This window comes from Crocinitomix algicola (assembly GCF_001661595.2).
GTDB lineage: Bacteria > Bacteroidota > Bacteroidia > Flavobacteriales_D > Crocinitomicaceae > Crocinitomix > Crocinitomix algicola.
Window position 1 is genome coordinate 1 of the sequence record NZ_LYPF02000007.1, and the last position, 14,675, is coordinate 14,675.

Below are 14,675 nucleotides of genomic sequence, written 5' to 3' on the forward strand. Positions count from 1 at the left end.
AAGTGACAGTACCTAGAGCGTCAGGAGTAAAAGCGACACCATCTGTCACGCCCATATCCCAAGTATAAGTTGCAGCACCTTCGCCAGCGAAAACAACAGATTCACCTAAACAAATTTCAGTATCAGAAACACCAGCAACAACATCAGGATATTCATTAACAAGTATCTCGATTTGAGCGCCGCAATCTTCTGGGTCAGCACTTGTAGCGTTAAAAGTATATAGTCCTGGAGCTCCAGGCGTAAACGGAACGTCATTAACTAAACCACCATCCCAAGTTACGGCAGCGCCACTTTCAGAAACTGCAGATGCAGTGAATGATTCACCAATACAAAGACCATAGTCTGAAACGGTTAAATCAAGCGCATTACACAATACGGTAATTATCACTTGACCATTTCCAGTGTTTCCAACAGTATTATCTTGGTCAGCTCCACTATTGAAGGAACCTCCGCCACCACCATTAGTAGGGCCGTGCCATGATCCTCCACCTCCTGAGTAGCCGCCGCCACCGCCGCCGCCCCAGTTGCCGCCGTTGCCTCCACCGCCGTAGCCACCGGGACCTCCAGAACACCCTGTTCCTCCAGCTCCACCAGCTAAGAATGACAGACCATTCCCACCGCAAGCTCCTCCTGAACCACTGGTGTAGAAGCCTCCTCCGTTACCAGCGTGACCGAAACCTAATGGTCCTGAGAGTGTGCTTCCATTTCCGTCAACACCGCCTACGCCATATCGGTCAGGTGATCCGCCGTGTAAACTGTAGCCATCGTTCCCGTTTGTTGTGGTGTTTGCATCAATACCTGGGAATGTAGGAGAACCTGAACCGTCCCAGGCGCGACCTCCACCACCTCCAGCGATAATAATGGGTTCATCATCGGCGTTTACAACAAATGAACCGCCGCCGCCGCCCACTTGATTGTCAGAATTTTTTCCTCCTGCTTGGCCAACTAAAATGGTTAGTACTTCTCCAGGATCAAATAAAAATGATCCGATCATAATGGCTCCTTCACCTCCGTCGTTACCACCTTGTGCTCCTCTGACTTCTATTTGTAATAACGGGGCATCAGCTGGAACAGTGTAATACTGAAGGTCGCCTGTGTAATCGAATGTCTCAACCTGGGCAAATAGATTTAAAGAACCCACAAAGAGACATGCTGCTATTAGTTTAGCATGTAAGTAATGTTTCATAGTGTAAGATGTATTTATTTATGTTATAAATATATGACGTATTAAGAGTATATTAATGGGTATCAATGTTTTATTTTAAATGAATAAACTTTGTTTTGTTAAATTATAGTTAAGCTTGCTTTCTGTTTGGGGGAAGTGTTTCGATTTGCCGTTCGTTTTTTTTTGCAAATTGATGAACAGTTTTCTCTCTAAAAGCGTTATATTATCAGTTACAAATAGTTAAATTTGTTCTTTAATCGTGATCGTATGGGAAAGTATACAGCGGGGGAATTTCTAAGCCAAATAGAGTTTCCAAGAGATTTGAGAGATAAATTTGAGGTAGAACAATTACCTCAGGTTGCTGATGAATTGAGACAATACATCGTTGATGTTATTTCGGAAATCGGTAATTCTCATTTTGGTGCAAGTCTAGGAGTGGTGGAGTTAACAGTGGCACTTCATTATGTTTTTAACACTCCAGATGATCAGCTAGTTTGGGATGTTGGACATCAAGCATATGGTCATAAAATATTGACGGGAAGAAGGAGTCAGTTTCACACAAACCGAATTAAAGGAGGTATTAGCGGATTCCCTAAAAGAAGTGAAAGTGAATACGATACTTTTGGTGTAGGACACTCTTCTACATCAATATCCGGAGCTCTCGGTATGGCAATAGCAAATGATTATCAAAAAATAGATAAACAGCACATTGCCGTAATTGGTGATGGTTCAATGACTGCTGGGTTAGCATTTGAAGGTCTAAATCATGGAGGGTCAACAGATACAAATTTACTTGTTGTTCTCAACGATAACTGTATGTCGATCGATCCAAATGTTGGGGCTTTAAGAGAGTATTTGACCGATATTACAACTTCTCATACGTATAATAAGGTAAAAGATGAAGTGTGGGGGTTGTTAGGTAAGATTTCAAAATTTGGTCCTAATGCTCAGGCGATTGCATCTAAGATTAGTAACTCTCTGAAAGGGAGTTTGTTGAATGATAGTAATTATTTCGAATCGCTGAACTTCAGGTATTTTGGTCCTATTGATGGTCATGATACGATTGGTTTGGTGAAAATCATGCAAGATCTAAAGGATATTCCTGGACCAAAAATCTTGCACGTTTTAACCACGAAAGGAAAAGGATATAAGCCGGCCGAAGAAGGGAATGCAACACAATGGCACGCTCCAGGAGTTTTCAATAAAGAGACAGGAGAGATTGTAAAAGTAATTCCGAGTTCTCCACAGCCACCAAAATTTCAAGAAGTTTTTGGTCATTCTATCGTTGAGCTTGCAGAGAAAAATGAAAAGATAATGGGGGTAACGCCGGCAATGCCTTCCGGTTGCTCACTCAATATAATGATGAAAGCGATGCCAAATCGTGCATTTGATGTCGGTATTGCTGAACAACATGCAGTGACGGTTTCAGCGGGAATGGCTACACAAGGTTTGGTGCCATTCTGTAATATATATTCTTCTTTCATGCAACGGGCTTACGATCAAGTGATTCATGATGTGGCGTTGCAAAATTTAAATGTTGTTTTTTGTTTGGATCGGGGCGGTCTCGTTGGTGCTGATGGAGCGACTCATCACGGAGCTTATGATTTAGCGTACATGAGATCAATTCCTAATATGGTTGTTGCATCTCCTATGAACGAGAGTGAATTGAGGAATTTAATGTTTACGGCTCAGTTAAAAGATCAAGGTCCATTTTCAATTCGTTACCCGCGTGGTAAAGGGGTGATGGCAAAATGGAAAACACCGTTCAAAGAATTAAAAGTGGGCTCAGGTCGTAAGTTAAAAACAGGGGAAGATATCGCCTTTTTGACAATTGGACCAATAGGAAATAAAACGACTGAGGCAATTGATGAACTTGAGAAAAATGGATTGTCTGTTGCACACTATGATATGCGTTTTGTTAAACCTCTTGACGAAATGTTATTGCATGAAGTGTTTTCTAAGTTTGACAAAGTAATTACTGTCGAAGATGGTTGCTTAATGGGGGGGATGGGTTCTGCAATTCTGGAGTTCATGGCTGATCATTCCTATTCTGCTAAAGTAGTTCGCCTAGGTATTCCTGATAAATTTATTCATCATGGCACTCAAGACGAATTATATCATGAATGTTTTTATGATAAAGATGCTATGATTAAATCAGCCGAAGAATTAATGAAAGGGAACGTGCTTAAAGCTTCTTCAATGGTCGGATAGAATATCGTTTTTATCCAAAACCAGATTTCTAGTTAATATTTTTAATACTCCAGTAACATGGCTTAACTCAAGATTAATTTGGGATTAATGCTTGCGTAATTATCTGCAAATACATTTGTTATAAATTGTATAAAAGATTAATTATGAAGAAGATTTACACGAGTATCTTGGCTGTTTTTGGCCTTGTAGCGTCTGCGTGGGGACAAAATCCCGGAATGTTAATTTCCGAATTCCACCAAAACCCGGGTGGTTTAGATTCACCATTTGAATATGTAGAATTGTTAGTTACTGATGATATTGACTTTTCAGTTACCCCATACACAGTTATTGTAGCAAATAATGGTACAGCAACTGTGGATGGTTGGATTGAGGGCGGATCAATTACGTATGCTTTCGAGATAAATACTGGAATTGTAAGTGTGGGAGATGTTGTTTATGTTGGGGGGACAGATATGGCTCCTACGGGAACTAAACTTAGAATGATTGATACAGGCGTAGATGGTGGAGACGGTAGTATAGGTAACAATAATACAGGTGGAGTTTTTGGGAATGGTGGCGGAAATGCAGATGGTATTGCTGTTTTTAATATGGATGTTGCGTCAATTACTTCATCAACTGTTCCTACTGACGCCTTGTTTTACGGTAGTGGAATTGGAGGAGCTGCAATTGATGGAGTTTCGGGTTATCAATTGCCTGTTAATGATCATTACGATGGAGGTAAACTTCTAGAAGAATCATTCTATGGAGCCGATGAGGATTTAACCGAACTAACCGGTGTTTATAATTTAGAAACATTTGAATTTGTTGAAGCAAGAACTTTTACCTCAGGTGAAGGGACTGACGGAGTTTCTTTAATCACTTTTGCTGATGAGGCACCAGCAAAAGTTAGTTTCGTAACAGAAGATATTACTTTAAATGAGAATGCAGGGACGGTAAGCTTTGACCTTGATTTGATAGATGCTAATGGTTCTGCTTCATCATGTGATATAAAAATTGTTTCGATCTCGTCTGCTACCAATGAGGCTGATTTTATTTTATTAGATACCACGGTTTCATTTACTGGTGATGTGGATGAAACAATGTCATTTTCTTTTGAAATTATCGATGATGGAGATGCAGAACAATCGGAGTATATTGTGGTTTCTGCAGAAAATTTCGTAAACGCAGAACTGTTTGACATCACTGAAATGTTTATTTATATAACTGATAATGATCGCGTGATTCCAACGGCAACAAACGAGTTAAATTTTGAATTACTAACAAGTTTCTCTAATGGAGAAGAAGGAGAGGCTTCTGCTGAAATAGTTGCGTTTGATGAAAGTTCAGATCGCTTGGTTATTGCTAATAGTGTGGCGAATGTTATTGATATAGTTGACTTTTCAGTACCTGAATCACCTGTGTTGTTAGAGTCTATAGGATTAGATTCTATTGGTGAAATCAATTCTATCGCGGTTTATGATGGCGTAATTGCAGCGGCTATCGCGGCACCAATACCTCAAGATCCTGGATTTGTCTCGTTTTTCTCAATCGATGGTGATTATTTGAATAGATTAACTGTTGGGGCATTACCTGATATGGTGACGTTTAATCATGCAGGTGATCTGGTTGCTGTTGCTTGTGAAGGTGAGCCAAATGATGATTACGATGTTGACCCATTGGGTGGTGTGTCTTTGATTGAAATTTCTGGTGCTATTGATGCTATCTCTCCAGCTGATGTTACAAATTTGGATTTTACAGCATTTGATGCTGATGCGGCTGATTTAATGGATGCGGGTCTTCGAGTTTTTGGCCCGGAATCTTCACTATCTCAAGATATCGAACCTGAATACGTAACGATTTTACCAGATGATATGACTGCACATGTAGTTTGCCAAGAAAATAATGCAATAGCAGTTGTTGATTTAATAGCTAAAGAGATTACGGAAATTCGCATTTTGGGTACAATTGATCACAGCTTGTTTGGTTTTGGATTGGATGCATCGAACAGAACGTCAGGTATTAATATTGCAAACTTTCCAATAAAAGGATTTTTTATGCCGGATGCAATTGATAATATAACCGTGGATGGAGCAACCTATTTAGTTACGGCGAATGAAGGTGATTCGCGCGATTATGATGGCTATAGCGAAGAAGAACGAATTGATGATTTAGAACTTGATGAAACCTTATTTCCTAACGCAGCATATTGGCAAAATGAATTATTGTTAGGACGTTTGAAAACAACATCAGCAAACGGTGATATTGATGGAGATGGTGATTTTGATGAGTTATATTCGTACGGAACTCGGTCATTTTCTATTTGGAATGAAGCGACGGGTGAGCTTGTATTTGATTCTGGGGACCTAATCGAGCAGATTATTGCGAATGATCCTGTATATGTCGATTTGTTTAATGCATCAAATGAGGACGAAGCTGAAGCTAAAAATAGAAGTGATGATAAAGGTCCGGAACCTGAGGGTGTTTTGGCTACTTTGATTGATGGAAATGCCTTTTTATTTGTTTCTTTAGAGCGAATAGGTGGAGCAATGGCGTTCAATATAAATGATCCAGAAAATCCAATCTATGTTGGTTACCATAACAATAGAGACGCTGAAACAAATGGCCCTGATAGAGGTGCAGAAGGTATGATTTTTATACCTGCTGAATTGTCTCCGAATGGGAATGGTATATTAGTACTGGCAAATGAAGTGTCAAGTAGCTTGTCGATCTATCAAATTAATTCTTGTGTTGAATTATCTGAATTGGAAATTACAACTATCGATGATCAAACAAGTTTTTGTGAGGGTGGTGAATTAGAATTATTTGCTACAGAAGATGAGGATTTGACTTATCAATGGTACTTGAATGAAGAAATGCTCGATGGCGCAATGGATCAATCTTTTATTGCTGAGACGGGCGGTGAGTATAAAGTATCAATTTACAATGCAGAGTATGCTTGTGAGGGAACATCTGAATTCATTGAGATTGAAGAGCTGGATGCTCCAATGCCAATTATTACTGTAACAGATGGTGAGCTTTTTACTGATTCTTATGAAACTTATCAATGGTATTTTGAAGGTGAATTAATCGATGGGGCAACCGAAATGTCGTATTTTCCAACCGAAGATGGCGCTTACACAGTTGTTGTTACAAATGAGGACGGATGTGTAGGTGAAGCTACTTATAATGTGGAATACACAGGTGTAAAGGAGCTTTCGTCAAATACCTTTAATATCTATCCAAACCCAACTAATGGAGTTATAACAATTGAGTTGGGAGAGGATATTAATCAAAATACGGATATTTTAATCTATGATATCGCAGGTCATGTAGCTTATCAAGGACAGGTTAATGGTTATTCTCAGCATATTGATTTGACCGATTTGTCGTCGGGGGTTTATTTTGTAAAAGTTGACTTTGCGACAAAATCCATCAGTAAAAAATTAATTATTAGGTAAGATTAATCACATTTCACTAAAAAAAGGGGCTTCAACCGAAGTCCCTTTTTTTATGTTCGATTTTAAGAGAATATGCGCTTAGTTATCCTTAATAATTCTAGTCGGAATGATTATATTTGTCGCCAATATACGGCTGTTTTAGCTGTGTTAATTCTTAAAAAATAAAAAATGGCAGCTCAAGAAGATAAATTAAAAGATATCATTGGTCACGCGAAAGAGTATGGATTTGTATTTCCGTCAAGTGAAATTTATGATGGACTAAGTGCAACTTATGATTATGGACAACTTGGGGCTGAGTTGAAAAATAATATTAAGAATTATTGGTGGAAATCAATGGTTCAAATGAATGAGAATATTGTTGGGTTAGATGCGGCGATATTCATGGCGCCTGACACTTGGAAGGCTTCAGGACATGTCGATGCTTTTAACGACCCGTTAATTGATAATAAAGATTCCAAAAAAAGATATAGAGCAGATGTTCTCATCGAAGAGCATATTGAGAAGATTCGAGCAAAAATAGATAAGGATGTAACCAAAGGCAAAAAAAAGTTTGGTGATGATTTTAATGAATCCGAATTTAGAGCTACCAATCCAAATGTATTGAGAAGAGAGGGAGAAATTAAAGGGATTGAAGATCGAATGAGAAATGCGTTAAACAACGAGGATTTAGCCGACTTAAAATCACTTATAGAGGATTTAGGTATTGCTTGTCCCTTGAGTGGTTCAAAAAATTGGACCGATGTTAAACAATTTAACCTAATGTTTTCAACTGAGTTAGGATCTGTCTCTGGTGAGTCTGCTAAAATTTATTTAAGACCAGAAACGGCGCAAGGTATCTTTGTTAACTTTCTTAATGTTCAAAAGTCTGGTAGAATGAAAATTCCTTTTGGAATTGCGCAAATTGGTAAAGCTTTTAGGAATGAAATTGTAGCGCGTCAATTTATATTTAGAATGCGTGAGTTTGAACAGATGGAAATGCAGTTTTTTGTGCGTCCAGGTGAAGAAATGAAATGGTACGAGTATTGGAAAGAATACCGAATTAAATGGCATAAAGCACTAGGTTTTGACGATACAGCTTATCGTTTTCATGATCATATCAAATTAGCACACTACGCAAATGCGGCTGCCGATATTGAGTTTAACTTCCCAATGGGGTTTAAGGAGCTTGAAGGAATACATTCGCGGACAGATTTTGATTTAAAACAGCATGAAGAGCATTCTGGTAAAAAATTACGTTATTTTGATCCTGAAATAAATGATTCTTATATTCCTTATGTGGTTGAAACGTCCATAGGGTTAGATAGAATGTTTTTAGCAGTTTTGTCACAGTCTTATAAAGAAGAAACCCTTGATGATGGTTCTACACGAAAAGTAATGTCTATTCCACCTGCTCTTGCACCTTATAAAGTGGCGGTTTTACCTCTTATGAAAAAAGAAGGTATGCCTGAGTTAGCGCGCGAAATTATTGACGGATTAAAAATTGATTTTAATTGTCAATATGATGAAAAAGATAATATTGGAAAACGTTATCGTCGTCAGGATGCAATTGGAACTCCGTTTGCTGTTACAGTTGATCATGAGTCGTTAACGGATCGAACAGTTACAATACGGGACAGAGATACGATGAAACAAGAGCGCGTTTCTATTGCTGATTTACATGCGATCATCGAAAAGAAAGTAAGCCTTAGAAACTTATTGTCATAATTCGAGCTAATTTGATTAGCGCACCAAAATAGGGGTTTGTAAAATTGATATGGCTAGATTTTTCGCTGAGAACTGGGAGGATTATGAGTTGATTGACGCTGGTAATAATCAGAAATTAGAGCGATGGGGAAATGTGGTAACTATTCGGCCCGAGAGAAATGCTTATTTTACCCCTGTTTTAAGTTTAAAAGAATGGAAAAAGGAGGCTGATTTTATCTTTAATGAGGTTTCGCATACAAAGGGTGATTGGAAGGTGTTGAATGCAAATGCTCCAACAGAATGGAAGATATCTTATAAAAATTTGATTTTTAACCTTAAACTTACAAAGTTTAAACATGTTGGTTTGTTTCCAGAACAGGTGTTTAATTGGGATTTTATATCGTCAAAACTAAGTACATCAAGTCGTTTTTTAAATTTGTTTGGATATACTGGAGGTGCTTCTCTTATGGCTAGAAAGTCGGGAGCTGAAGTTTATCATTGTGATTCTGTTCGACAAATAAATGCTTGGGCAAAAACGAATATGGAGGACTCTTCTTTAGATCACATTCGTTGGGTTTTGGATGATGCGCTAAAATTTGCTCAACGTGAATTAAAGAGGGGTAATAAGTATGACGGTATCATAATGGACCCGCCGGCTTTTGGAATTGGGGCGAAAAAAGAACGGTGGAAAATTGAGGATAAATTTCCAGAACTTCTTGAAACAACAACTGGACTGCTCGTGAATAACGGTTTTTTAATTGCGAACACTTATTCACCGCGATTAGATGCGAAAAAAATTAAGGCATATACTTCGTCCGTTGTTAAAGGTAAAACAATAGAAATTGGCACCTTGTCAAGAAAAACCACTACAGGAAAAATATTGGAGTACGGAGAGTTAACTCGAATCTATTAATCTCTTTCTATTTGCGGATTATAATTTTTTCTGTGTTGCGCATATCTCCAGCTTGTACCGTTATTAAATACATTCCATCACTATATTTTTCCAATTCTAATGAATATTCAAAATCTTTTTGATTATCCAAATTGATGTGGCTTATATGTTCAATGATTTGACCAGTTGGTGAATAAATAGTTAAGTTGGCCGGATATTCGTATGGTAAAGACACTTCTATGTTGCCATTGGTATTGAATGGATTAACTAAAATGCTGATAACAATTTCTTCTTTTTTATAATCAGCCTCAACTTCAAAAGTTTCAGTTGTAATACAACCGTTGTTGTCCTTTACGCGGATGGAGTAAATACCTGGACATAAGTCATTTTTATGCGATGGGTCATTGAAGTCTAAATCACCCCAATCATAGCTATACGGTGCAGTACCTCCATCAGGGACAATGTTGGCTGATGCTTTACATAGCTTGTTATTAACTACATGAGTATTGGCAATTAAACTATCAGGTTGCTCAATTGTAATGGTCTCATTGTGTATACAGTTGTTTGCATCAACTGCGAAGACATTATAATTGCCTGCCTCTAAATTATCATGAAAGGCTTCGTTAACACCGTCGTGCCAAAAATAAATATAAGGCGCTGTCCCTCCTTCTATACTCAAAGTGGACGCTGCGTCTGAAAAACCAGAGCAAGTGACATGTTTGGTGGTAGCTTCTAAATGAAAAGGATCAGGTTCAGTTAAAATTATCGTTTCCGATTGAGATGTGCATCCATTGGCATCCCGTATTGTAACAGAGTACTCTCCTTTTGGTAAGTTTATTTGAGTAGAACCAGTTTCACCGTTCGACCATGTATACGTGTAAGGTGGTGTTCCGTGTAAACCTTTGATTGTAATTAATCCAGTTGAATCGCCTGGACATGTCGGTTCTTGGATATTATCTTTAGCCAACCCTACGGCATTTGACGGTTGATCAATTTTTATAACATTAGATGATTTTGAACATCCATAAGAATCTGTAACGATGACATAATATTCTCCTGATGGTAAATCAGATTGTTCAATTCCAGATGCTCCGTTGGACCATTCAAATGTATAACCAGGGGTACCACCAAGAACAGAGGCTCTTGCAAATCCATCAAATCCATCTTTACAAGTCACATCTGTTTTATTAATAATAACTCGATCAATTCCATCTACACGCGCTTTCGTTATGGTGTTAGAATATACCCATGGATCATGAGAAAACTCTCTACATCCTCTTCTGAAATGTGTAGTGACTAAAATTGTTCCGGGATTAAAGGATAATGAGTTAGCTCCTGGAATAACAATCCAATCACCGCCTGAAACGCGCTTTTCCCAACGAACTTGCAGTAATTCAACAAAAGTTCCACTAGGTGACTCGGTATTGATTATAGTAGATCCACTGGACGGATTACACAACGTTTCATCCCCAAGTATTTTACCGCCAGATTCCACCCTACCATCGTTGTCACCATCTTCTTCATTGTCTATACCACCACTGTTTCCAATTTGAGGTGCTGCAGGGTTTATTGCGAAGCTCACCTGGTGAGATAAGCACCCAGTTATTAATAAAATATAGAATAAACTAAATAGTTGCGGTTTCATGACAAAGTTTACGAAACCAAGATAGTACTAATTTTTAATGTAGCGAAATAAAATTTCTTAAAATATGTGTAAATCAATACTTTTAAAGGGATTTCTGCCTAGAAATCCCAATTGTGTACCTCTTTGAATAAGCGATGTATTAAGGAGATGGTTCCTTCATGCTCAATTTCTTCAATAACTTCACCAATAAATGCTGCTACAAGTAATTTTTTAGCATTTTCTTTGGCAATTCCTCTTGCTTGAAGATAAAAAATAGCGTTTTCATCTAATTGTCCAGTGGTCGAACCATGTGAACATTTAACATCGTCAGCGTAAATTTCTAATTCCGGTTTCGAATTAATTGATGCATGGTCTGATAGCAAAATATTACCATTGTTTTGATACGCATTAATTACTTGGGCATCTTGACGAACAACAACTCTTCCATTGAATACGCCTGTAGCTTTACCTTCCAACACATACTTGTAATTTTCATTACTAAAACAGTTCGAAACCTTATGGTCTACAAAAGTGTGATTATCTATATGTTGTTTTTCTTTCGTTACAATGGCTCCATTCATGTGTGTTTCACAATTTTGGCCATTAACAGCAATGTTGATGTTGTTACGAACTAAGGCACCTTTTAATGTCACGGTGTTGATTTTGAACGTAGAATTTTGGTCTTGTTCAATTTCTTCGGTACTGATGTTGTAGTTTGACGGGTTACCAGCCTGAATTTTATTAATGGTTAAGTGCGCGTTTTCAGCTACATCAACTGTCATTACATGGTTATTGAAACTTTCTTTTCCCTCGTTCCCAATATTTGTAATTACTATTGTTGATTTCGAACTTTTTTCAGCGTTAATCTCAAGTTGTGTGTTGGAGATAATTCGATCACTATGATTGAGGTAAACGATCTGTAAAGGTGTGTCAATTACTTTGTTTGCACCAATTGTGATTTTAACATTGTGTATTGCAGCAGCACGATTAATTGTACTGAAAATATCAGAGGAATTAACTTTAAGTGTTTTTGGTGAGGATGCGTCAGAGATTTCAATCTTGTAATCTTTTTGATATTGGCTGATATCTTCTCTTACAATTCCGTTTTCAATTACAATAAACTCGTTGGAAACCAACTGGTCTTCAATGTCAAGCTTCTCTTTTTGTTCAAAACTATCGGTAAAAGCACCCTTACTTATTTTACTAAGTCGAGTATATTTCCAGTATTCATCTCTTGTTGTAGGAAAATCAAGCTGCAATGCGCGTTCAGCAGCGGCCAATTGAAAAGAATTTTCTGGGATTGATAATTGGCTTAAAAAATGATCTGTTTTTTCTGAAATAACTGTAGTCATAATTTAAAGCGTTTTTACATCGGTCAACCAATCATATCCTTTTTCTTCAAGTTCTAAGGCTAAAGATTTATCCCCTGTCTTAACGATTTTACCATCCGCTAAAACATGTACAAAGTCAGGAACAATATAATCAAGCAAACGTTGGTAATGTGTGATTAAAATAACAGCATTGTTTTCGTTTTTAAGTTTGTTAACACCTGCAGCAACAATTCTTAATGCATCAATGTCCAAACCAGAATCAGTTTCATCCAAAATAGCCACCTTCGGTTCTAACATCGCCATTTGAAATATTTCATTTCTTTTCTTTTCACCACCAGAAAAACCTTCGTTCACAGAGCGGGATGCAAGTTTTGCATCGAGTTCAACTAAGGCCGATTTTTCACGAACCAATGCCATGAAGTCTTTTGCTGATATTGGTTCTTCCTTACGGTACTCCTTTATTTCATTTAGGGAAGTTCTCAAAAAGTTTATATTCGAAACACCAGGGATTTCAACAGGGTATTGAAAAGCTAAAAATAACCCTTCTTTCGCTCTTTCATCAGGATCAAGGTCCAATAAATCTTTGCCTTCCATCTCAATTGCACCTTCAGTTACTTCGTAACCATCTTTTCCCGCTACGACTGAAGCTAATGTAGATTTACCTGCTCCGTTTGGTCCCATTATCGCGTGTACTTCACCAGCGTTTACTTTAAGATTTAATCCTTTTAGAATCGCTTTTCCTTCATCTTCAATTTCAGCGTGAAGATTTTTGATGTCTAATAACGTTTTACCCATGTTTATTTGTTTATGCTATCTCATGACTTGCTTTAAAGTGCAAGTACGATATTTTCTACTTTTAGTATAATTAATTATTGAGTTGATTATCCAACACTGTTTTCCAACGATATTGCAAGTAGTTTCTGTGCTTCTACCGCAAATTCCATTGGTAATTTGTTTAGGACTTCTTTTACGTATCCATTTACGATTAATCCTATAGCTTTTTCTTCGGATAATCCCCTTTGTTGACAATAAAAGATTTGGTCTTCTCCAATTTTTGAAGTCGTTGCTTCATGTTCAAGTTTTGCCGAATTATTCGCGCATTCAATGTAAGGGAACGTGTGAGCTCCACAACGATCTGTCATTAACAAACTGTCACACTGTGTGAAATTTCTGGCGTTTTCCGCTTTTTTAGCAATTTGGATTAATCCCCTGTACGAGTTTTGTGATTGTCCCGCCGAAATACCTTTTGAAATTACTGTACTTTTTGTGTTTTTTCCAAGGTGAATCATTTTTGTGCCGGTGTCTGCTTGTTGGTAATTATTGGTTACTGCAACTGAATAAAATTCACCGATCGAATTATCACCTTTTAAAATACAAGAGGGGTATTTCCAAGTTACGGCAGATCCCGTTTCGACTTGAGTCCATGAAATTTTCGAATTCGTATGACACATTCCCCGTTTGGTTACAAAGTTGAAAATTCCACCTTTTCCATCTTTGTCTCCTGGAAACCAGTTTTGGACAGTTGAGTATTTAATTTCAGCATTATCCAAGGCGATTAATTCAACTACGGCTGCATGCAATTGATTCTCATCTCGCATTGGAGCAGTACATCCTTCCAAATAAGAGACATAACTACCTTCATCAGCCACTACTAAGGTTCTTTCGAACTGTCCTGTTCCTGATTCATTTATTCTGAAGTATGTTGATAATTCCATGGGGCATTTTACACCTTTTGGAATATAACAAAACGATCCATCTGAAAAAACGGCAGAATTCAGAGCAGCATAGAAGTTGTCTTGCGTAGGAACAACTGTACCTAGGTATTTACGCACTAATTCAGGGTGGTTTTGAACTGCTTCACTGAAGGAAGAGAAAATAATCCCTAATTCACTTAACTTTTCTTTAAAAGAGGTTGCAACAGAAACCGAGTCCATCACAAAATCAACCGCTACTCCAGTTAATTTTTTCTGCTCATCCAAAGAAATTCCCAATTTGTCCATTGTGGCTTTCATTTCTGGATCAACATCTTCCCAAGATTCATACTGCTTTTTAGGCGCGGAAAAATAACTGATATTTTGAAAGTCAGGTTTTTCATATTTGACATGCGCCCATTCAGGTTCGGTCATTTCCATCCAAACTCTTAATGCATTTAGTCGATATTCTAAAAGCCATTCAGGTTCGTTTTTCTTTGCCGAAATCATTCGAACAACTTCTTCGCTTAAACCTGCTGGAATTTTCTCGGATTCGATATCAGTCGTAAAACCAAATTTATATTCTTGGTCTTTTAACTCTTCTTTTAACTCTTCCTCTGTATACCCGCTCATCTGATCGT

At 37.7% G+C, this 14,675-nt stretch carries 8 protein-coding genes and 1 pseudogene; 4 read left to right on the forward strand and 5 right to left on the reverse strand.

Translation table 11 applies throughout. The annotated features are described in order from the left end of the window. Positions 1-1,186, reverse strand: a pseudogene (locus A8143_RS17285) (hypothetical protein); the annotation flags it as partial. Positions 1,187-1,432: 246 nt separating this feature from the next. Between A8143_RS17285 and dxs the strand changes: the two are divergent. The 4 genes from dxs to A8143_RS04335 all read left to right on the forward strand — a co-directional run bounded on the left by dxs (position 1,433) and on the right by A8143_RS04335 (position 9,409). Further along, positions 1,433-3,376, forward strand: coding sequence for a 1-deoxy-D-xylulose-5-phosphate synthase (gene dxs / locus A8143_RS04320; RefSeq protein ID WP_070137459.1), 1,944 nt, complete (start codon positions 1,433-1,435; stop codon positions 3,374-3,376). 143 nt (positions 3,377-3,519) lie between these two features. Then, positions 3,520-6,813 (forward strand): choice-of-anchor I family protein, encoded by a 3,294-nt coding sequence (locus A8143_RS04325; RefSeq protein ID WP_070137461.1) that lies wholly within the window; start codon positions 3,520-3,522, stop codon positions 6,811-6,813. Positions 6,814-6,981: 168 nt separating this feature from the next. Then, complete coding sequence (locus A8143_RS04330; protein WP_070137463.1) at positions 6,982-8,517, forward strand: glycine--tRNA ligase; 1,536 nt, start codon at positions 6,982-6,984, stop codon at positions 8,515-8,517. Between the two features lie 49 nt (positions 8,518-8,566). Next, positions 8,567-9,409, forward strand: coding sequence for a class I SAM-dependent methyltransferase (locus A8143_RS04335; RefSeq protein ID WP_070137464.1), 843 nt, complete (start codon positions 8,567-8,569; stop codon positions 9,407-9,409). A gap of 7 nt (positions 9,410-9,416) precedes the next feature. On the opposite strand, the gene A8143_RS04340 is transcribed toward A8143_RS04335, so the two are convergent. The 4 genes from A8143_RS04340 to sufB form a co-directional block, all read right to left on the reverse strand. Beyond that, positions 9,417-11,033: a T9SS type A sorting domain-containing protein gene (locus A8143_RS04340; protein WP_070137465.1), complete on the reverse strand. Its 1,617-nt coding sequence runs from the start codon at positions 11,031-11,033 to the stop codon at positions 9,417-9,419. A 98-nt stretch (positions 11,034-11,131) separates the two neighbouring features. Continuing rightward, positions 11,132-12,364 carry a Fe-S cluster assembly protein SufD gene (gene sufD, locus A8143_RS04345; RefSeq protein ID WP_070137466.1) on the reverse strand — a complete coding sequence of 411 codons (1,233 nt, stop codon included), beginning with the start codon at positions 12,362-12,364 and terminating at the stop codon, positions 11,132-11,134. A 3-nt stretch (positions 12,365-12,367) separates the two neighbouring features. After that, the gene (gene sufC / locus A8143_RS04350) at positions 12,368-13,138 is read right to left on the reverse strand and encodes a Fe-S cluster assembly ATPase SufC (protein ID WP_070137467.1); all 771 of its coding nucleotides are present in this window, start codon (positions 13,136-13,138) and stop codon (positions 12,368-12,370) included. 86 nt (positions 13,139-13,224) lie between these two features. After that, on the reverse strand, positions 13,225-14,667 hold the full coding sequence (gene sufB, locus A8143_RS04355; RefSeq protein WP_070137468.1) for a Fe-S cluster assembly protein SufB: 1,443 nt from the start codon (positions 14,665-14,667) through the stop codon (positions 13,225-13,227). Positions 14,668-14,675 lie beyond the last annotated feature (8 nt).

Coding starts and splice junctions, on each gene's coding strand:
- dxs (WP_070137459.1), top strand. CDS start 1,433: ATGGGAAAGTATACAGCGGGGGAATTTCTAAGCCAAATAGAGTTTCCA.
- A8143_RS04325 (WP_070137461.1), top strand. CDS start 3,520: ATGAAGAAGATTTACACGAGTATCTTGGCTGTTTTTGGCCTTGTAGCG.
- A8143_RS04330 (WP_070137463.1), top strand. CDS start 6,982: ATGGCAGCTCAAGAAGATAAATTAAAAGATATCATTGGTCACGCGAAA.
- A8143_RS04335 (WP_070137464.1), top strand. CDS start 8,567: ATGGCTAGATTTTTCGCTGAGAACTGGGAGGATTATGAGTTGATTGAC.
- A8143_RS04340 (WP_070137465.1), bottom strand. CDS start 11,033: ATGAAACCGCAACTATTTAGTTTATTCTATATTTTATTAATAACTGGG.
- sufD (WP_070137466.1), bottom strand. CDS start 12,364: ATGACTACAGTTATTTCAGAAAAAACAGATCATTTTTTAAGCCAATTA.
- sufC (WP_070137467.1), bottom strand. CDS start 13,138: ATGGGTAAAACGTTATTAGACATCAAAAATCTTCACGCTGAAATTGAA.
- sufB (WP_070137468.1), bottom strand. CDS start 14,667: ATGAGCGGGTATACAGAGGAAGAGTTAAAAGAAGAGTTAAAAGACCAA.